Source organism: Actinacidiphila bryophytorum (genome assembly GCF_016916835.1).
GTDB lineage: Bacteria > Actinomycetota > Actinomycetes > Streptomycetales > Streptomycetaceae > Actinacidiphila > Actinacidiphila bryophytorum.
Genome location: NZ_JAFFIX010000015.1, coordinates 96,619 through 116,768 on the forward strand (window position 1 = coordinate 96,619; position 20,150 = coordinate 116,768).

Genomic DNA, 20,150 nt, shown 5'->3' on the forward strand with positions numbered 1-20,150 from the left:
CCGGGTCCGGCTTGAGTAGCGGTTGCTCACGGCAGGTGTGAACCCGGCCTGGCAGGGTGTGCGTCGGCAGAGCCACCGACACAGGAGGCCGCAGGTGAACGCCGGCGCCGCTGGACCGGACGCGGACGGATGGCCGGACGACTCCGCGCTGCTGACCGACGTGGTACGTGCCGTGCTCGCACGGTCCACCGCGGGGGAGTGGACCGTGGGAGGCGACGGGTTCTGGTGCAGGGTGACGCCGCCCCGGCACGACCGCCGGGCGCAGGGCTGGAAACTGCACGTGTCGGCGACGCAGCTGAGCGCCCCTGTGGTGCTGTCGCGTGCCGCGGAGGTCCTGGTCCGCGCGGGGTGCGCGTTCAAGTTCGCGCGCGGTCTGAACGAACTCGGCGAGCTTCTGTCGGCTTCCGTCCACCGCGGCAGCGGCGGGAAGTTCCTCACCGCTTATCCCCGTGACGACGCCCAGCTGCGCCGACTGGCCGTGGACCTCGACCGGGTGACGGACGGTCTGCCGGGGCCGGAGGTGCTCTCCGACCGCGCGGTGCGGCCCGGCAGCCTGGTGCACTACCGCTTCGGGGTGTTCGGCGCGGAACCGGTGCTCGACAACGACGGCAGCCTCCAGTCGGTGCTCACCGCTCCGGACGGCCGGCGGGAGAAGGACCTGCGGCAGGCGTGGTTCAGCCCGCCGGCCTGGGCAGAACCGCCCTTCGCCGCTCCCGGACCCGCACCCGCCCCCGAGCAGGCCCCGTCCGCGGTCCTGCTCGGGGGCCGCTTCGCCGTCCGCGGGGCGGTGCGCCACTCCTACCGGGGCGGCGTCTTCCGCGCGCTCGACCACGAGACCGGCGCCGAGGTCGTCGTCAAGCAGGCCAGGCCGCACGTCATGGGGTGGCTCAGCGGGAAGGACGCGCGCGACACGCTGCGCCACGAGGCGGCGGTCCTCGACCTGCTGGGCACGACGGGCCTTGCGCCGCGCAAGGTGGCACTGCTCACCCAGCAGGAGAACGTCTTCCTCGCCGAGGAACTTGTCCCCGGTGTGACGCTGCGCGCCTGGGCGGCGGAGCGGGCCGTCGGGGCCTGGCGGGGGGCGGGCGTGCCGTGGGCCGAGGGCGTGCGGACAGTGCGGCAGCTGGTCGACGTCGTGGCCGCGGTGCACGGGCACGGCCTGGTACTGCGCGACCTGACGCCCGACAACCTGATGGTCACCCCGGAAGGCCGGCTGCGGCTGGTCGGCCTGGAACACGCGGTGGCGGAAGGCTCCCGGGTCCACCGCGTGTCCACCCTCTCCTACGCCAGCCCCGAGCAGACGTCCGCGCCGATCTTCGCGGTGGCACCCGCGCGGACGTCGGACCTCTACGGCCTCGGCGCGGTGATCTTCTTCCTGGTCACCGGTGTTGATCCGCTGCTGCCCCTGGACGAGCCCGCCCTGCGGCCCGGCCATGGGCGGCTGGCTGCCCTGGTGGGCGCCGCGGGCACGCACATGGAGACCCTGCGCCGGCTCTCGCCGCTGGTGCTCGGGCTGACCCGCGACGAGCCGGGGCGGCGCTGGTCACTGGCACGGGCGCGGGAGTTCCTGGCCGCGCCGCCGCCCGACACCCCGGCCCTCCCCGCCGGCCGCACCAGCGCCGGCCCCGGCCGCCCGGCCGCGGACACCCTGCCGGACGCCGTCGTCGAGCAGCTGGTCGAGGACGGTCTCGGCTATCTGGTGGCCACGATGACACCCCAAGGAGAGCGCCTCTGGAAGCCCGACGTCGAGGGCGCGACCAAGGACGCGTGCAGCGTCCAGCACGGTGCGGCCGGCGTCCTGGGCGTGCTGACCCGCGCGGCACGGCTGCGCGGCGGCGCTCCCCTGCGCGCCGCGGTGGCCGCGACCGCCGGGTGGGTCGGCGAGCGGCTCACCGCGGCTTCGCCTCTGCTGCCAGGCCTGTACTCCGGGCGGTCGGGCACTGCGTGGGCACTGCACGACGCGGCCGGGCTGCTGGACGACGCCCCGCTCTCCCGTGCGGCGGCCGACCTGGCCCTGCGCGTGCCTGTCCTGTGGCCGAGTCCCGGCGTCTGCCACGGGGCGGCCGGTGCCGGGACGGCCCAGCTCCACTTCTGGCAGGCGACCGGCGACGAGCGGTTCCTGCACCGGGCGGCCGAGGCCGCGGACGGCGTGCTGCGTGCGGCGCGGGAGCGGGAAGGGCGGCACGTGTGGCCGGTACCGGAGACGTTCGACTCGGCGCTCGCCGGCTCGGTGCACTACGGGTTCGCCCACGGTGTGGCGGGAGTGGGCGCGTTCCTGCTCTGCGCGGGTACGGCGACGGGCCGCGCGGAGTACCTGGACGGCGCCCTTCGCGCGGGCAGGACGCTCGACGAGGTGGCCGACAGGGAGGGCGGCCTGGCGTGGTGGCCGCCCGGCGAGGGGGCCGACCGGGGCGTGGCCGGGCAGTTGCACCGGTGCAGCGGCTCCTCCGGGGTCGGCACGTTCCTGGTCCGCCTGTGGGCGGTGACCGGCCAGGCGCGGTTCAGGGAACTGGCGCAGGCGGGTGCCGCCGCGGTCCACCGGGACCGGTGGCACGCCTCGACCGCCGCCTGCCACGGGCTGGCCGGGGACGGCGACTTCCTGCTGGACCTCGCCGATCTCACCGGCGACGGGCGCTACCGCGAGTGGGCCGGCCACCTGGCCGCGGTGATGTACGCCCGGCACGCGGTGCATGACGGCCGGACCGTCCTGCCGGACGAGTCCGGCGCCGCGGTCACCGCAGGCCACGGTACGGGTCTCGCCGGCGCGCTGGGCTTCCTGCTGCGCCTGCGGCACGGCGGCCCGCGCCTGTGGATGACCGACGAACTCCTCACAGCAGAAGGGAGGTGAGGGCCGGCCAGGCCGACACCCGACGGGCGGGGCAGCCGCCGGCCGCAACCGCGATCGCCACCGCCGCCATGCCGTCACAGTGACCACACCCAGGAGGACTTGCCGTGGACAACGACATCAGCGCACTCGAGCACCTGCCCGCAGAGACCGAGGAGGACGCCTTCGCCGCCGCCCACCGGTCGTGCGGCCACACGTGCGGGAGCGAGACGATCACCATCATCACCCGTACCAGCCTGTAGCGCCGTTCCGGTCCCCCGGCGTGCGGGGGACCGGACGGGCCGGTCAGGCGGCGAAATGCCTGACCACCCTGGGCAGGACGACCGCGTTCCACCCGGTCATGTCGATGCACAGAGCCGGCTTCCGGGCGGGCGTGCCGTCGGCTCCCGCGGCCCAGACGCGGGCCAGACCCCCGGCGAGGTCGGCTGTCGTGACGCGCGCCCACGGGATCGTCCTGGCGAAAGGGCGGCGGGGACGGACGCCTTCGGGGCTCACGTCGACACGGGAGGACCTGGGGCCGCCGAAGGTGACGGTCGTCCCGGCGGACACCGTACGGACCGCGCTCTCGGCTATGCGGGGGCACACCGTGCTCTCCAGCAGGTCCACCAGCCGCCGCCACGTCACCGCGGCGTCCTCCAACTCCGTGCCCTTGCGGTAGGCGGTGAAGGCGAAGGTGTGCGTGCGCGCGCCCTGGGCGAGGCCGATGACGTAACTGGCCTGGTTGATGCGCGTCGCCGCGCGGTAGACGACGCGGTCGACCAGGTGCAGGGGGAATTCGTGGCCGCCGATGGTGATCCCGTCCTGCCCGGCGACGAGTTCGCGCTTTGCGTGGCGCAGCCGGATCTCGTCGTGGGAGGCATCACCGGTCGCGGGATGCAGGTGTCGGTCGCTCATGGAGATCCTTTGTCGGAGTGACGGGGGAGGGCGAGGTGCCCGGACTGCTCAGGCGGTGACCGAGCCGGAAGGAGGCGGCGGCTCTGGGGCGGACGCGTGGAATCCGCAGCCGAAGTGCGCGCCGTTGGCGAGGCTCACCACGGGCAGCGGGCCGGAGGCGGGCAGCGCCCTGACGAGGATCCCGGCGTGGCCTGCGGCCATCGAGTAGACGCCCCAGGCGACCGCCCACGGGAGCGCAGGGCCGCCCTCGGGGTCGGGGAACCACTCCGGCACCGGCTGGACCGCCTGCTGGACGACCCAGGGGCCGCCGGCCGCCTCCGCCAGCCGGTCGCCCCACACCTCTGACGTCACGTCAGGCAGCCAGCCGAGGGCGACGCCCTTGCCCCCGTGGAGCGAGGTGGGCTTGAGGACGAGTCCGCGCCGGTGCTCCGCGGCGTATTCGAACAGGTCCCCGACCCGGCCGTCGGGCAGCAGCGCCGGGCCGGGCCTGACCAGCCTCGTCCAGGGGAGCAGCCGACCGCACGCCTCCCGCTGGGCGGGCGTCAGCCCGTCCTGTCCTTGCGGCGTCGAGAGCAGGGCCAAGGCGCCCTTGCTTCCGAAGAGTTCCGCGTCCAGGGGCGTGAAGACCTGCACCTCGTCGTGTTCTGCCGCCTGCAGGAGCGGTTCGAGCAGCGCCTGCGCCCCGGGACGGACCACGTCCTCGATCATGAAGAACCGGTACACGACGTCGACCGGCCGGTCGCCCAGCCGCAGCCGGCCGCCGCTGCGGGTCAGCTCGCCGAGGTGGCCTGTCACGGTGGTCAAGCCGAAACGGGCCCAGTCCGCGGCGAAGCGCCGCAGGTAGCGCTCCATGAAGGGGTAGCTGTCCGGCCACTCCACCAGCGCGACGACGGGCGCCGTGCCCTCGGGGAAACCCGTCTCCTCCCGCAGGGTGCGGACCAGTTCCCGGCGCGTGTCCGCGAACGCCAGCCGCTGGGAGGCCAGGAAGCCGCGCATCCCCGGCTGCTCCCGCACGGCACGGCACATGTCCGCGTTCTCGGTGCCGCCCGTGCTGCTGCCGAGATTCCACTCCAGGAGGCGGAAGCCGCCGGCGTCCCTGAACAGGTCGGCGCGCCCCATCCGCGTCAGCGCCTGGTGCCGTGCGGAACGGCTGCGCAGGGCGCAGCGGACCTGGAAGTCGTCGAAGCCGATCGCGCGCGCGAAGGCGGCGGTGTCGCCGTCGAAGAGCCGGTCCGGCAGCGTGGTCAGGCACTCCCGCAGCAGGCCCAGGTCGGATTCCAGATGCTGCTGTTCCGCAGCACCGAGGAAGACCGGCCTTGACAGGTACCGGCCGCCGTACATGGTGCGTGCGGCCTCAGTCTCCGGCACCGGGCGGACCGGCTGACCGCCGAACTCCTCCAGGTACGCGGCGGTGATCCGGTCGGACCCCGCCCGCAGCCGCTTGTCGTCCCCGGCCGTCACCAGTCCGTCTCCAGTTCTGTGGCCAGGGCGCGGACCCGGTCCACCTGGGCCTGGCCGAGCAGCGGGTCGGGTGCCACCGAGCGGAAGACGAGGGCGAGCATGACCGCCGTGTCCAGCCGGTAGAGGATGTCGGCGGCGGGCGAGGGGTCCGGCAGTCCTGCGACGGCCGCGTAGCCGCGCAGGACCGACGGCGCGTCGAGGCCGTTCTCCTCGACGGCGGCGTATTCGGTCAGCCGGGCGAGTTCCATCCGGGGATCGCCGACCAGCGTGTTCGACCAGTCGATCAGCGCGGCCAGGCGGCCCGACCGGCACAGCAGGTTCTGCCGGCGGGGGTCCAGGTGCAGCAGGCTCCTCCCCGGTGAGGCCGCCCGGAGCCGGTCGGCGATCTCCTCGGCGGCGGGAATCTCCGGCACCGCCGGATCGAGGTCCCGCAGTCGCGCGTGGCGTTCGGGAAGCCGCCGGGCGATCAACTCGGGCAGTTCCAGGCCGTACTGGAGGACCGGCGCGAGGCCAGGCGGTCTCTCCCGGTGCAGCCGGGCCAGGAGGGCGCCGAACTCGTCCCAGCGCGGGGCCGACAGGTCGGACTCCACGAAGCGGGAGACCAGGACGGGAAGCCCGTCCCGCCCGTCGAGCAGTTCGACGGGTGCCGCGGCGGGGAAACCGCGGTCACGCAGCCAGTGCCCCAGCACGTACTCCTGCTCCAGCAGCCTTTCCGCGCTGACGCCGACGTTGTTGGCCGTCCGGAAGACGCGCACGCGGGGGACCCGGAGCACGACGCGGCCGATCTGCGGTGCCGTCGTCTCGAACACCACGAACTCGACGCCCTGCGCCAGCGGACGGGGCGTCTCCCAGCCGCGCCGGGCGGCCAGTTCCGCTGCCGCGGACGCCTGCGCCGCGTGCCCCGCAGGTCCGCCGGTCATGCGCTCTCCGCGACGAGCTGCTCCGACGCGGGGCGGTCCGACCCGAGCCGGTCCCGGCGTTGCCAGGCCCGGCTGAGCCACTGTTCGTACGCGGCCCCTTCCGGCCGGTCCAGGGTGAGGCACAGCGGCTCGATGACACGGTCGCGCCCGCCGGCGAAACCGCCGTGCAGCATCGTGAGGTTGTTTCCCACGAGAAGGTCGAAGCGCTCGCTCGGGGCGATGATCTCGTAGCGGTTCCTGAAGTCCGGCCAGGACAGGCCGGCGGCCAGCATGACGGCATGGCAGAACACCCGCTCCACCGGGCCCGCGCAGCGTCCGCAGGCACACCCGGCAGCCAGACCGGACAGGAGGGGGAAGCGCCGCACCGCCGCCTGCGGCAGCAGATCCTCGCAGTGCAGCAGCGGTGTGGTGACCAGCGCCTCCTCGGTGACTCCGAGCATCCCGGCGAGTGTGGGGTAGGCCGTGCCGTGCGTCTCGCGGGCGGCAAGGCACCGGCGGAGGTTCGCGGCCAGCCACTCGGGTGTGGAGCCGGCCCGTTCGCCTCCCCGGGAGGCGCGTACGTCCGCCAGGATGCGGAGCCAGTCGTAGTACGTGGTGGCGCTCAGGCCCGTTCCCGGAGCGGATACGAAGATGCCCTGGTAGAGCTTGTGCACGTGCGTGGTCGTGAACCCGCTGTCGGAGAAGGTCCGTTGCGCGGGCGTCCAGCCGGGCACGTCGAGCGTGCTGGGCGTGAGGTACGAGGCGTGCTGGCCGTCATGGTGCGGGAGCAGCGAGCGGACCGCGAAGTCGGCGGCGACCGGGGTCTGCTGCGCCCTGTCGATCTCGACCTCAAGACGTTCCGGGGCTCCGGCGGCGACCAGGGCGTTGCGCAGCTCGTGGACCAGGAGGCGGGCGATGTCGCGGCTCGGATGCTCGTCGAGGCGCAGCGCGCCGATCCGGAAGACGGCGAAACCGTGCCGCTCCACCTGCGAGGCCGCGGCTGCCGCCGTGTCCGCCGCCGCCTGCCCGCGGTTGCGCGGGCCGAGCAGGGGCGAGCAGTCGACGAACTGGTCGGGCCGGGGGAATCTCATGTCCACGGGTCACCTTTCGGGGGACGCCTTACTTGATGGCGAGAAAACCTTCGAAACACACGTACTTCTGAATGGTCATCACCTGTGAGAAGCCCGCGGCGCGCAGCAGTTCGGTGTTCTTCTCGGAGGTCAGCGGATCGAGAACGCCTTTCAGGCTGCGGGACTTGCCGATGATCTCGTGGGGGCTGTAGCCGCGGCCCATCTTGTATTCCACGTAGGTCTGCTGCATGAGGTCCTGGAGCACCGGGGTCGGCGATCTGACCTTCTCGAAGAGCACCAGGCCGCCGCCCTTGGGCAGGGCGGCGCACAGCTGCCGGAGCAGGTCCTGCCTGCGGTCCTGGGGCATGAACTGCAGCGTGTAGTACAGCGCGACGAACTCCATGCGGTCGAAGCCCATCGTGCAGGCGTCCGCCTGCAGCACCGCGATCCGGGTATCGGTGCCGCAGCGCTGCCGCGCGACCTCGGCCATGGCCGGCTCGATGTCCACGGCCACGAAGCGGATGCCGGGATCCCGGTGGCGGCGGGCGAGCGCGAGTGTCAGGGTCGCGGTCGAGCAGCCGATCTCGTAGACCCGCGACGTCGGTCTGACGAAGAAGTCGGAGAGCTGCGCGACGAGGTCGTGGCCCTCCTGGTAGAGCGGGATGCTCTTGCTGACGTGGCCGTCGAAATGCTCGGCGACGCCGTCGCCGAAGGTCCAGCGCGCGTCGTCGGCCATGATGCCGTCACCGACCGGCGTCAGGAGCACGGGGTCCGTCATGTCACCGCCTGTCTTTCGTAGGAGCCCGCGTCGGGCAGGACGCGGAGCGAGCGGAAGGTGGGTACGGCCGGCAGCGTGGCCAGGGCGAGGAGTGCTCCGCCCGCGACGAAGGGGGCGCGCAGCCCCCACGCGTCCGCGGCGAGGCCGAAGCAGACGCTGCCCAGGGGCATCGCCCCCCACGACACGAGGCGGTGGACGCTGGTGGCACGGCCGAGCAGGTCGGCCGGCATCAGGGTCTGGCGGAGCGAGACGGCGACGACGTTCCACACCATGGACGCCGCCCCCATGACGAGGAAGGCGGCAAGCGCCGCGTACCAGGTGCTGGACAGTCCCAGCGCCACCGATGTCGCGCCGACGACCGCGGGGGCGGCGGCCAGCAGCCGCAGCCGGCCGAAGCGGTCGAGGAGCCGTGGAGTGAGCACCCCGCCGAGGAGCGCCCCCACGGCCAGGGCCGTCAACTGGGTTCCGTAGAAGGCGGTCGGAAGGTGCAGTATCCGGGTGGAGAAGAGCACCAGCAGCGCCAGCTCGCCCAGGTAGACCGCGTTCATCAGGGCGGAGACCAAGGTCAGGGCGACGAAGGGCCGGTTCGCCAGGCAGATGCGGACGCCGTGGACGATCTGCTGCCGCAAGCCGCCCGGAAGCTGCCGGCCCCGCGCCGGCTCCGTGCCGCGTACGCCCTGCAGCAGCACGGCGGAGACGACGAAGGACGCCGCGTTCACCAGGAAGGGCAGCGCTCGCAGCAGCCGGAAGAGGCCGCCCCCCACGAGCTGGCCGGCGAAGTTCTGCCCCGCCTGCATGCCGGAGTACAGGCGGCCGTTGGCGCGCTCCAGATCCGCGGCCGCGACCAGACGCGGGAGGAGCGCCAGCGAGGCGCAGTCGAAGAAGACCTCCCCGACGCCGAGCAGCCCCGACGCCGTGACCAGCGCGGGAAGTCCGAGCCGGTGCCCGGCGAGCGCCGCTGCCAGCAGCACGACGACGACCGCACGGCCCGCGTCCGAGACGACCATGACCTTGCGGGGGTCGCCCCGGTCGACGACGGCCCCGGCCGGCAGGGCGAGGAGCAGCCACGGCAGGCTGCCGACGGCGGTCACCAGGGACAGCTCCCCGGGCGAGCGGGTGATCTGCGCCGCAAGGAGCGGAAAGCTCGCGAAGTGCACGCCGGTGCCGGCAGCCGAGACGACCGACGCCCACCAGGTGCGCCGGAAGCCGCCGCCCAGCGCGGTCTGCGTGCGCCGCGGCCGCGCCCCTGGCACGGCCTCCGCCGTCACCGCTGTCCCCGGGAGAAGAGGGCGCAGCGCAGTTCCGAGGTGTGGCGGGCGCCGCCGACGTCGAGCCACAGCCGGTCGGGCGCCGGAAGCATCTCCATGAGGTGCACCAGGCCCCCGTCCGCCCGGGCCGTCCGCATCAGCTGGCGGACCAGCAGCGGGGAGTCCAGGTCCACGTACAGCGGCTTCGGCTCGGCGGCGACCTTGGCGAAGAGCTGGTCGGGCAGCCTCGCCGTACGCCGCAGTTTGTGCAGGCGGGCGAAGTCGGCGGCGTCGTCCCCGCCGCTGCCCGGCGCCAGCGCAGCGGCGGGCAGCCACCACTGCTCGCGGGCCAGCACCACGCGCCCGCAGGTGAGGCGCGGCAGGTGCGTACGCCCGCCGAGTGCCACGACGCCGCCGCCGAAGTACCGGGGGAAGGCGAACACCGCCAGCGGATCGCCGCTGATGCTCGCCGAGCCGGCCGGTGCGGCCAGCAGCCGCAGCCGCCGCCGGCGGCCGCGGGCGCGCAGCTCCAGCCGCTCGTCCGTCACGCGGACGTACATGTCCGCGGGCGAGATCACGTCCTGCGGGGACTTGCGGGACACGCCCAGGAGTTCCAGGTCCGCCAGGGGCAGCGGCACCTGGGCGGAGGTCTTGGAGGAGTGCACGCGGACGAGGTCGACGACCTCCTCGTCGGGGTCGGCCGCCCGGGCGTAGTGGTCCGCGACGAGGTGCGGCAGGTCCGGCTGCTCCGCGGCGAGAAGCGGGGCGACACTGGTGTGCGTCAGGAGGTCGCGTACGGCGTGGCAGTCCCCGATCACCGCCTGGAAGTCGCCGGCCGCGAGCGCCCCGGCCCCGGAGGCGGCGAACATGACGTCCGGGTTGATCACCGCGGACGGCCAGGAGGGGTACGCGCCGAGCAGTTCGCGCACGCTTGCGGCGGACACCTCCACGCGCCGGCGGCCCAGGTCCTCCCCGTACAGCTGCGCAGCGATCCGCTCTTCGACCTGCGCCAGGCGCAGGTCGACCTGTGCGCACGCGCGGGCCACGGAGCCGGAGTCGGCGGCGAAAAGCTCGTAGAAGTCGAACAGCGGTATCTCGGCGCCGGCCTCGTAGCGGTCGCGGCACCAGTCGTGGAGGATGCCGGACTCCAGCCGCATGCGAAGGCGCGGCCCGATCAGCATCAGGTCGTACGCCGGAGCCAGTTCCTGCTGCAGGAAGGCCGCCATGTCGGTGCCGACGGTGAGTCCGGTCAGGCCGCTGCGGCACTCCTCGAACACGATGCTGCGGTCGGCGTAGATACGGCCGTGGCCGCGGTTGGCGGCGCGGCCGGTGAACGCCTCGAAGAGCGACTTCAGATCGTCCAGCAGCGCCGGGCGCCGGGCAGGGCCGGCCTCGGCGAATTCCGTGAGGAAGTGTTCGACGTGCTCCAGCAGGATCCGCGCCTCGGGTGCGTCGGCGAGACCCTCGGCGAGCAGTTCGCGCAGGTCGTGCACCGCGGACGGTGTCCCCGTCGGGATCTCGAAACCGGAGCTGACCCACTGCCCCCGCACCAGGTCCCGCAGCAGGTCGTCGAGGAGGGCAGGCCCGGACGGCTGCTCGGCCCCGAGCCACTTCTCGAACGCCGGCCGCAGTGCTGCCAGCGGGGTGCGGCCGTCGCAGCGGCCGAGCAGCCAGCGCTCGGCGCCGGTCAGTGTCCGCTCGTCCACCCGGCGGAATCTCCACTCCTCGAAGACGCCGGACCCGCCGGACCCGCCGGACCCGCCGGAGGTGAAGTCGTAGCGGACGGCGCGGTCCCGGTCCAGGAAGACCAAGGGGTGCAGCCTGGGCCGGACCCGGTCGCGGAACGCCGGGTGCGCGGCCACCGCGTCGGCGATCGCCTGGGCGGCCCAGTGGCTCAGGAACACGGTGCGCACCGGCCCGGTGCCGGCGCCCAGGCGGAGGCCGTGCCCCCGTCCCAGCCGGCCGGGTGTGAACGGGCCGAAGTGCGCATGGGTCTCGTTCTTCGTGGCGACCCGTTGCAGGTAGCGCGTCAACGTGTCGACGCGCCGGCGTGCCGGTCCCGAGAAGTCGGTGGGCTTCGTGTCCAGCCAGCCGACGAAGAGGCGGTGGGCGGCGTCGTTCGACAGGAGCAGCGCGTCGCGGAGCGTCTCGTCGGAGAACGCGTCGACCACCGCCAGCCGCCCCGCCTGGGCCGACGTCTCGTACCGGGCGCGGAATTCGGCCTGCGCCGCCCGGCAGCGCTCCTGCGCGGCCTCCCAGCCGCGCATCGTGCGGCGCGTGCGGGCCAGTTCGCGCAGCAGCAGGACATCGCGCGGACGGGGCGTGCGTCCCTGGCCGATCCTGGTGCCCGCCTCGTCGAACCGCGCCGACGGGGCGTCGTCGGAAAGGGCGTCGTCGGACGGGGCGTCGTCGGACAGGACGGCGAGCAGGTCCTGCCGCGCCGCCGCCAGATCGCGGGCGGCCTGCTCCCACTCGGCGACCGCCGGGGCCAGCGACGGGGCACGAAGCCCGTCGAGACGCGCATGCGGATACCCGGCCTGGCGGAGGAACGCGACCGGCAGGAGCGACCACTGCGACGCCGTCGCCGCTGCGGGGTGGTCCATGGGTGCCTCTCTCGTGTCCTGGGGTGGGGGCGGTGCCGCCCCGCGCTCGCTCATGCGGCGAGGAGGCGGGCGAGCAGGTCGTCGGCAGCCGGTCCGCCGCTCGGCAGGCGGCCGGGGGCGGTGGCCCACGGCTTGACGTCGGTGCCGTGGAAGTCCGAGCCCGCGGTGGCGGCCATGCGGTGTTCCGCGCACAGCCCGGCCAGGGCCTCGACCTGGGCCGTGTCGTGCCAGGTGGTCCACACCTCGAGCCCGGCCAGGCCCGCGTCCCGGAGCGTGCGCAGATCGGCGCGCGGGTCGAAGGCGCCCAGCAGGACACGCCCCGGGTGGGCGAGCACCGGGACGCCGCCCGCGTCCCGCGCCCAGCCCAGGACGTCGACCAGGTGCGGCCTGGCGGGTTCCTCGACGTGAAAGGGGCGGCCGGGCTCGAACCACTGCCGCTGGAGGGCCATGAGGTCGTCGGCCCGATGACCGGCGAAGCGCGGGTCGTCTGCGGCCGCTTCCAGGAACAGCCGCAGGAAGACGCCGTAGTACGGCACGCGGTCCGGTCCCACCGCGGACTCCACGGCGGCGCGCGTCAGGGGGAGGCCGGCCTCGGCGACGACGTCCACCGACCGGTGGAACCAGGCCAGCCTGCGCGCGTGGTGGGAGTGCACCCGGGCCACCAAGTCCGCGTCGGACGTGGCGTAGACCAGGCAGTGGACCTCGTGGCCCTTCCAGGTGGCGCTGACCTCGCAGCCGGTGACCGCCCTGCCGCCGAGTCCTTCGAAGGCCGCACGGAACTCGGCACTTCCCGCGAAGCTGTCGTGGTCGGTGCAGGCGGCCACGGTGACGCCGTGCGCCGACGCGGTCTCGGCCAGCCGGCCCGGGGCCAGCGACCCGTCGGAGACCGTGCTGTGCAGATGCAGGTCGATGCCGCGGGCTCCCCACACATCCCCCGCTTGCCGGGCAGGTGTCATGGCGTGGTCCCTCCGGAGAAGACCGCGCAGCGCAGCTCGCTGGTGCGCGGTGCGCCGTCGACGTCGAGCCAGAGTTCGCCGGGGCCGGGGAGCATCTCGGAGAACTCCACCGGGCCGGCCGCCCCGCGGGCGAGGCGGAACAGCTGGTGCACCAGCAGCGGGGACTCCCAGTCCACGTACACGGGCTTGGGCTCGCCGGGGATCTTCGCGAACCCGTGCCGCGGCAGGTCGAGGTCGCCGCGCAGCCGGCGTGCGGCGGCGAACTCGGCCGCAGCGCCGCGCGCGCTGCCGGCCCCCGGGCTCCAGCCGCTCAGTGCGCCCGGCGCGAACCGCCAGCGCTCGCGGTGCAGGACGACGCGGCCGCAGCGGATACGGGGCAGGTGGCCGTGGTCGAGTGCGCCGATGCCGACGCCCCCGTAGTGGCGCGGGAAGGCGAACGGGGACAGCGGGTCCTGGCGGAGGCCGGAACCGCCGGCCAGGGGCGCCATCAGCCGGACCCGCCGCCCGTCCGGGCGCACCCGCAGCTGCGGGAGTCCCGCGCGGACCACGAGGAAGAGCGCGGAGGGCTGGATCACCTGGTCGCGGGGCTTGGGTGACAGGCCGAAGACCTCGAGGTCCGGGCAGGGGTGCTGGAGCGCGGCGCCCGTCTTGTCCAGATGCGCCCGGGACAGGTCGAGCAGGATCTCGTCGGGGTCCAGGAGGGAGCGGTATCCCGCGTGGATGCCGCTGACCAGGTCGGGGGCCAGCTCCTGGACGAGCGGTGCGAAGCTGGAGTGGGTGAGGACGTCCCGTACGGCGTGGCAGTCGCCGACGACGAGGCGGAAGTCGCCTGCCGCGATGTCGGCGGCGCTTCCCGCGGCGATCATGACGTCGGGGTTGCACAGCGCCGCAGGGGTCCTCGGATACCGGGCGATCACCTTGTCGAGGTCCGCCCGCTCGATCAGGACCTCGTGTACGGCGCGGTCGGCGGACCCCAGCAGCGCGGCTGTGACCTCCCGGTCGAGCGCGCCGACCTCCGCGTCGACCTGCCGGCACTCCTCGTCCAGGGCGGGCTTGTCGGCGAAGAACCCCTCGTAGAAGTCCCGGAGCGGCACTTCGGTGCCGGCGCCGAAGCACCGGGTCATCCAGCGGCCGAGGATGTCGGTCTCCCTGCGGATCCGCAGCCGCGGGGACAGCAGGACCAGGTCGAACACCGCCGACAGCTCCGTGGTGACGGCCCGGGCGACCTCGCTGCCCAAGGTCAGCTCGCGCACCGGGCCGAGTGCCTCTTCGTAGAGGACGCTGCGGTCCGCGTAGTGCCGTCCGCGGGACCGGTTGGGCGCGGTGCCGGTGGCGGCCTGGAAGTCATCCTTGAGCGCGGCGAACTGCCGGGCGCGCGAGGCGTGCGGCGCCCGTGAGAAGGCCGTGAGCCCCTCCTGCAGGCGGCGGACCGTCGCCGCTTCCGGACTGTTCTCCTGACCCGCGCCGGTGAGCAGCGCGTCGAGGACACCCAGCGGGTCGGGTGCGCCGACCGGGATCTCCCAGCGGTCGACGATCCACCCGGCCTCCGCCAGCTCTGACACGGCGGCGTCGAAGCGCCGCGCCGACGGCGACCCGTCGCGCAGGGTCCAGGCCCTGCGCAGGTCCGCGATGCTCGTCGCGCCGTCGCAGCGCTCCCACAGCCAGCGGTGGTCGTCGGTCAGGACACGGCGGTCCTGCTCGGCGAACGTCCAGCCGTCGGCCGTACCGGTGGCCGTGGTCGAGGCGTACAGCCGCAGCTCGCCGCGGTGGTGCAGGGCGAGGGGACGGCGCCGCGGGCACACCGCGCCCCGGACCGCCGGCCGGCGGCTGAAGACCGCGGCCAGTTCCTCGCCCGCCCAGTGGGACCAGAAGCTGCGGCGCTCCACGGGTCCTGGCCGCCAGTGGGCACCTCCCGGCCTTGGCCCGAACCGGGCGACCGATATCGGGCCGAAGTGCGAATGGCTCTCGTTCTTGGTGGCGACCCGCTGGAGGTACATGGCCAGCAGGTCGGTCATACGCCGCCGATGGCCGGGTGAGCTGTCCTCCGCCCGGTCCAGCCACGCCTCGAACTCGGCATACCGGGCGTCGTTGGACAGCAGCAGCACCTCCCGCAACTCGGGGGCCGCGAAGAGTGCGACGACCGCGCTGCGGGCGCGATCCAGTGCCGCGTCGTGCTCGCGGACCCGGGCCTGCCAGGCGGCGTCGAGACGGACGACGGCCGCCTGGTAGCGCAGTGCCACGGCCTGTTGCGGTTCAGGGAGCACCGTGAGCACCGTGTCCAGGACGGTGTCCGGGAGCGGCCTGAGCATTCCCACGTACGACGCGGTGGCCCCCTGAACGCCGTGTTCGTGGGCACGGAGCGCCGCCTTGAGCGCCGCCGCGTGCTCCGCCAGCAGCCGCCTCCGGCCGAGCAGTCTGTCGAAGTCCGCCGCCAACTCCGGGTCCGCCAGCGGTTCCAGGAGTGCGAAGGGGAAGCCCGCGTACCGCAACAGCGCGACGGGGCTCACCGACCACTGGGCGGGCGAGCTGTCCACGTCGTCACGTCGGTACGGTTCGAATGGGGTCACGGAACGGTGATTCTCACGTGGCGGTCGGAGGCCCGCCTAGAGCAGGCAGTACTCATGCGCCGTTGCGAACGCCCGCCGTCGCCGCCCCCGCGGTCGGGCACCTCGCGGGTGTAACTCCCGACGCTATTGACGGAGCGGGGCGGCATGCGGCCCCGCATCCCGCCCGTCGTACGACGGACCGTCAGAAGGAGCGCCCATGAACAAGCTGACCGTCGACGCGCCTCCGCAGATCGGCATCATCTGCGTAGGCTGCGCGTCGGGCAGCACCGGCCTGCTGGAGGACGCCATCGCCGGCTTCAAGGCGGCGACCGGCCGCTGATCCACCGATGACCCAGCGGGTGTGGGAGGTCCACCTCGCCGGAGGGGCCAGGACCGACGGGCTGTCCGCGCCGAGGTCACAGTCGTGCCCTGACCCCGCAGGCCCCGCCGGTCAGCGCTCCTGGCCGTGCGGGGCCGCTTCGCCGTTTCCTGCGGACGCCGCGCCCAGCCGGCGGACCGCGGGGACGGCGTGGTTGGCGGCCGCGAGCAGGGCCAGGCCGGCCGCGATGGCCAGAACGGGGGCGTCGACCCCGAAGGAGTCCGCCAGGGCCCCGCTCGCGGCCGGAGCGAGCCAGGCGAGGGACTGGGCGGCCGTGCCGATCGTGGTCAGCACGCGCGCGGTCATCGCGTCCGAGACGTTCTCCGTCACGCCGGTGGTGAACACGACGTTGAGCGGCGTGACGAGGACGAGGCTGGCGCCCAGGCACAGGGCGGCAAGCCACGGCCGGGACGCCAGCAGCACGAGGCTGCCGACACCGCCTGCGAGCAGCCAGGACACGGTCAGGACGATGCGGTGGCCCGGCACGCGCTGGACGACCTGTCCTGCGGCGAGGGCGCCGCCCAGGGCGCAGGCGGCCGCCAGCGCCTCGGCCCCGCCGATCGTCGAGGGCGAGGCGCCGTGGCTGCGCAGCGTCACGACGAACATGAAGCCGAGCCCGGCCAGGAGCAGGTTGGTCACCGCGGACCACAGCATCGCGTACCGCAGGAAGGCCCTGCTCCTGATGTACGCCAGTCCGGTGAGGAGGTCGCTCAGCACCGGGGGGCGCGCGGCGGTCCGCCCGGGGGTGTCCGGTCCCAGGGGGGTGCGGACGAACAGGCAGGCGAGCGTCACGGCCCCGAAGGACAGGGCGTCGGCGAGGAAGGGCGCCCACCGCGCCGTCGTGAACAGCGCGGCCCCCAGCGGCGCCCCGGCCAGCTGGGCGCCGTAGTCGCGCGCCTGGACCCGGGCGTAGGCGGCCTTGAGCTGCCCTGCGGGGACGATGCGCCGCACGATCGGCGCCGCCGCGCCGGTGAAGGCCGCCGCCGCCAGGCCCTGGGCCAGCGCCAGGGCGGCGATCAGCGGCAGCCCGGGGCTGCCGGCGGCCACAGCCCAGAAGACCCCTCCCATGGCGGCCGCCTGGACCAGTGAGGCCCCCGCCAGCAGGGCGCGTCTCGGGTAGCGGTCGGCGGCCACTCCGGCGGGCAGCAGGCCCGCGACCCGGCCGGCGGCCTCGCAGGTGCCCGCGATCCCGGCGTCGGCCGCGGATCCGGTGACGGCCAGGATCAGCAGGGGGAAGGCCAGTGCGGAGATGTGGGTGCCAAGACCGGACACCGCGGTGCCGGACCACCAGAGGTTGTAGTCCCGGTTCCGCCACAACGGCGCCGGCCGCGGCGCGTGACGACTGCCCGTCGGATCCGCGGGGACCGCGGGCGGGGGGTCGTCACCGCTCGGCGGCGGCTGCGGGGAAGGGCTGGTATCGCTGTCAGTCACGGGCGTCAGCCTCGCGAGCCTTCGCCGCGGAGGAATCCGGGTAACCCCCTAACGTTGCCCGCCGCCGCGCCCGCCCGGTCCCGCCGCCTCCGCTCAGCGCCCTGGCCAGCTCGGTCCTGGACCGGACGCCGATCTTCCGGTAGATCCGCCCCAGGTGCGCTTCGACGGTGCGGCGGCTGAGGAACAGGGCGGCGGCGACCTCGTCGTTGGTGCGGCCCTCCGTCACCAGGTCCGCCACCCGTTCCTCGGCGGCCGTCAGCTCGGTCGGGGAGTTGCGGCGCATTCCCAGGCTGCGCAGCTCCGCCGTCGCGCGCTCCGCCCATGCCGTGGCGCCGAACCGGACGAAGGCGGCGTGGGCCTGTCCCAGCGCGGTGTGCGCCACCCGTTTCCGCTTCACCCGCCGCAGGACCTGGGCCTGGACCAGCTGCGTCCTGGCCAGTTCGAACGGCATGGGCAGCTCGGCGTGCGCGCGGACGGCCGCCTCGATCGCCGCCTGGGCGCCGTCGGGGTCGGCCAGTGCCAGCGCGAGCAGGGCGCGGCTGCGTGCGGCCGTGCACTCCAGATACGGGTAAGGGGACCTGGCCGCGCGCTGTTCGAGCCGGACGACCAGGGCCTCGGCCCGGTCCAGCTCACCGAGCTGGAGGCACACCTCGACCTGGTCGGCGAAGAAGAAGTAGCGCGCCGGCTCCTTCATGCCCATCGCCTCGACCAGGTCGTGGGCCCGCGTCAGATACCGGTCGGCGTCGCCGGGACGGCCGCGGGACAGCTCCACGAAGCCGAGCACCGACAGGTGCAGGACGGACGCCGCCGGGTCCTCCAGTGCCTCCGCGAGGGCGAGGCCTTCCGTGGCGTCCGCCGCCGCCCGGCGCAGGTCCCCACGGTAGGCCGCGACCAGCGCCGCCGCATGGAGCGCATGGCCGGCGTAGCGCCTCTGGCCCGTCTGGCGGACGGTCTGCGCCGCCTCGGCCGCATGGCGGGCCGCGAGGTCCGTGTCACCGAGCCGGCACTCGATCTCGGCGAGGTGGAGCAGCAGACGCGGCATCGCGGACTCGTCGCCGACCTCCTGTGCACGCCGGTAGGCGGCCAGCAGGTCCGCGCGGGCGCGGGACGGGTCGGAACCCATCTGCCACAGGCCGAGCACGGCACGGGCGGACGCGCCGTCCCAGCAGAAGTCCCGGGCGGGCAGCTGACGCCGTCCGCGCTCGACCGCCGCGTGGTCGGGCGCCCGGCCGGCGGCGAAACCGAAGCAGGCCGCCGCGAGTTGCGCGCAGGCCCGTGCCTCGGCGTCGCCCTCCCCTGACAGCAGCCGCTGGGCCGCCTCGGCGGCGGCCAGCTGCAATCCGGTGTCGAAGTCCGCGAGCCAGGCGATGCGCAGGTGCACCATCCCGGTCAGCGACCGGTCGCCCGCGGCCTCCCGCAGCGCCGTGCGGAGCACCGCGACGGCGTCCTCTGGGCCGCCGTCGTGGGAGACCACCGGTGCCAGCCGCAGCAGCGCGCGGGCCCGCCGCTGCCCTGCGGGCAAGTCCGAGACCGCCTTTTCCAGCATGTGGCGGGCGCCGGCTCCGTCACCGGCGTAGAAGCGGCACTCGGCGGCGGATACCGCGCGCTCGGCCCGGCGCGGATCGTCCGGTGGGGTGCGGCGGCTCGACAGGCTCCACAGGTCGGCGGCCCGCGCCGGCATGCCGCGGGCCTCGGCCTGTGCGGCGGCGTGGCCGACGGCGTCGGCCACCTCGGCGCACGGCCCGTCGACCGACAGGGAGAGGTGCCATGCGCGCTGGTCGAGGTCCGCGGCCGCGTCCGCCAGCCGTGCGTGCAGGGCGCGTCGCCGCTCGCCGGCCGCCGCCGCGTACACGGCGGACGCGAACAGCGGGTGGGTGAAGGCCACCCGGCCGTCGTCGACGTGGAGTACGCCTGCCTCCTCGGCCGCGTCGAGTGCCGGGAGGGCCTGGTCCGCGACGCCGAGCACCGTACGGATCGACGCCGTGGTCGGGGAGCGCAGGGCCGCCGCGACCAGCAGGACGTCGCGCACGTCGGCGGGGAGCCGTCCGATGTGCTCCGCTGCCACGCGACGGCGGACTTCCGGCACCGGCAGGGCGCGGTCGGGCTCGCGGAAGGGGCCGCGGTCGACCGCTGCCCCGGCTGCGGGGACGCCTTCCAGCGCGCGCATGATCTCCAGCGCCAGGGAGGGGATCCCCGCGCACGCCTCGTCCAGCCGCAGCAGTTCCGGTGTGGCCAGGCAGACGCCCGTACGCGCCTGGACGAGCCGGCGCAGGTCGCCCTGGTCCATCCGGCCGAGGGTGACCTGCCGCAGACGCTCGGGGCCGACCGCCCGCTCCACCTCGGACCGCAGCGGATCGGCGGCGCGGTCACCGGTCCTGACGGCCACGAGCAGGCCGACCCTGCCACCGCACCGTCTGGCCACGTAGCTCAGCACGTCCGCCGTGGCGCCGTCCAGCCACTGGGCGTCGTCGACGGCCAGCAGGACGGGACCGTCCGCCTCCAGGACCCGTACGACGCCCAGAACGGCCAGGCTCACCGCGTGCGGGTCGGGCGGGGCGCCGGCCGCCGGGGTGCGCAGCAGGGCCGTTCGTAAGGCGTGGCGCTGCGGTGCCGGCAGCGTGTGGAAAGCGGCGTCGGGAACGGTTTCGACCAGATCGGTGAGTCCGGCGAAGGGGAAGTGCCGCTCGGACTCGCCGAGACGGCACGACAGCACCTGGAAGCCCCGCTCGCGGGCCTCCCGGACCGTGCGGCTCCACAACGCGGTCTTGCCGACGCCCGGTTCGCCCTGGATCAGACACGCCTCAGCGGTCGGGCCGCCCGGCTCTGCCATCCGGTCCAGGGCGGCGTCGAGCGCGGCGACCTGCTGCTCGCGGCCGACGACGACGGCCGAGGCCACGTCTCCGCCGGGGCCGACCACACCATGCCGGCCGTCGGTCACCGCGCCCACAGCAGCTGCTCGCCTGCGGACATCGCGCCCTCCTCGGTTGCAGGAACGACGGGGCGGGGGAGTCCCGGGCCTTCCGGCCGCGGCGGACCCGCCC

At 74.4% G+C, this 20,150-nt stretch carries 14 protein-coding genes; 3 read left to right on the forward strand and 11 right to left on the reverse strand.

The features are described 5' to 3' along the window. Positions 1–94: 94 nt before the first annotated feature. On the forward strand, positions 95–2,848 hold the full coding sequence (gene lanL, locus JT723_RS21710; RefSeq protein ID WP_205046403.1) for a class IV lanthionine synthetase LanL: 2,754 nt from the start codon (positions 95–97) through the stop codon (positions 2,846–2,848). Between the two features lie 104 nt (positions 2,849–2,952). Continuing rightward, positions 2,953–3,087, forward strand: a complete 135-nt coding sequence (locus tag JT723_RS35875) for a hypothetical protein (RefSeq protein ID WP_265749743.1) — start codon at positions 2,953–2,955, stop codon at positions 3,085–3,087. Between the two features lie 43 nt (positions 3,088–3,130). Here JT723_RS35875 and JT723_RS21715 read toward each other — a convergent pair whose 3' ends face one another. From JT723_RS21715 to JT723_RS21755, 9 genes are read right to left on the reverse strand one after another with little or no spacing between them, the layout of a single operon-like run. After that, positions 3,131–3,739: a hypothetical protein gene (locus JT723_RS21715; protein WP_205046404.1), complete on the reverse strand. Its 609-nt coding sequence runs from the start codon at positions 3,737–3,739 to the stop codon at positions 3,131–3,133. Between the two features lie 48 nt (positions 3,740–3,787). Then, positions 3,788–5,200: a glutathionylspermidine synthase family protein gene (locus tag JT723_RS21720; RefSeq protein ID WP_205046405.1), complete on the reverse strand. Its 1,413-nt coding sequence runs from the start codon at positions 5,198–5,200 to the stop codon at positions 3,788–3,790. Then, entirely contained in the window at positions 5,197–6,120 is a 924-nt protein-coding gene (locus JT723_RS21725) for a phosphotransferase family protein (RefSeq protein WP_205046406.1), read from the reverse strand. The genes JT723_RS21720 and JT723_RS21725 overlap by 4 nt, the downstream gene beginning before the upstream one ends. Continuing rightward, a complete protein-coding gene (locus tag JT723_RS21730; protein ID WP_205046407.1) occupies positions 6,117–7,190 on the reverse strand; it encodes a hypothetical protein in 1,074 nt (357 codons plus the stop codon). Before JT723_RS21730 ends, JT723_RS21725 begins: the two co-directional genes overlap by 4 nt. 28 nt (positions 7,191–7,218) lie before the next feature. Beyond that, on the reverse strand, positions 7,219–7,947 hold the full coding sequence (locus JT723_RS21735) for a methyltransferase domain-containing protein (protein ID WP_205046408.1): 729 nt from the start codon (positions 7,945–7,947) through the stop codon (positions 7,219–7,221). After that, positions 7,944–9,215: an MFS transporter gene (locus tag JT723_RS21740; RefSeq protein ID WP_205046409.1), complete on the reverse strand. Its 1,272-nt coding sequence runs from the start codon at positions 9,213–9,215 to the stop codon at positions 7,944–7,946. Before JT723_RS21740 ends, JT723_RS21735 begins: the two co-directional genes overlap by 4 nt. Further along, positions 9,212–11,797 (reverse strand): lantibiotic dehydratase, encoded by a 2,586-nt coding sequence (locus JT723_RS21745; protein ID WP_205046410.1) that lies wholly within the window; start codon positions 11,795–11,797, stop codon positions 9,212–9,214. The genes JT723_RS21740 and JT723_RS21745 overlap by 4 nt, the downstream gene beginning before the upstream one ends. Positions 11,798–11,847: 50 nt before the next feature. Then, the gene (locus tag JT723_RS21750; RefSeq protein WP_205046411.1) at positions 11,848–12,753 is read right to left on the reverse strand and encodes a PHP domain-containing protein; all 906 of its coding nucleotides are present in this window, start codon (positions 12,751–12,753) and stop codon (positions 11,848–11,850) included. After that, complete coding sequence (locus JT723_RS21755; RefSeq protein ID WP_205046412.1) at positions 12,750–15,320, reverse strand: lantibiotic dehydratase; 2,571 nt, start codon at positions 15,318–15,320, stop codon at positions 12,750–12,752. The genes JT723_RS21750 and JT723_RS21755 overlap by 4 nt, the downstream gene beginning before the upstream one ends. A gap of 196 nt (positions 15,321–15,516) precedes the next feature. Here JT723_RS21755 and JT723_RS35880 point away from each other — a divergent pair, with 196 nt between their 5' ends. Then, positions 15,517–15,639 carry a hypothetical protein gene (locus JT723_RS35880; RefSeq protein WP_265749745.1) on the forward strand — a complete coding sequence of 41 codons (123 nt, stop codon included), beginning with the start codon at positions 15,517–15,519 and terminating at the stop codon, positions 15,637–15,639. A gap of 111 nt (positions 15,640–15,750) precedes the next feature. On the opposite strand, the gene JT723_RS21760 is transcribed toward JT723_RS35880, so the two are convergent. Both JT723_RS21760 and JT723_RS36215 read right to left on the reverse strand, forming a co-directional pair. Further along, positions 15,751–17,109 carry an MFS transporter gene (locus tag JT723_RS21760; RefSeq protein WP_205046413.1) on the reverse strand — a complete coding sequence of 453 codons (1,359 nt, stop codon included), beginning with the start codon at positions 17,107–17,109 and terminating at the stop codon, positions 15,751–15,753. Continuing rightward, positions 17,102–20,047, reverse strand: coding sequence for a helix-turn-helix transcriptional regulator (locus tag JT723_RS36215; RefSeq protein WP_205046414.1), 2,946 nt, complete (start codon positions 20,045–20,047; stop codon positions 17,102–17,104). The genes JT723_RS21760 and JT723_RS36215 overlap by 8 nt, the downstream gene beginning before the upstream one ends. Positions 20,048–20,150 lie beyond the last annotated feature (103 nt).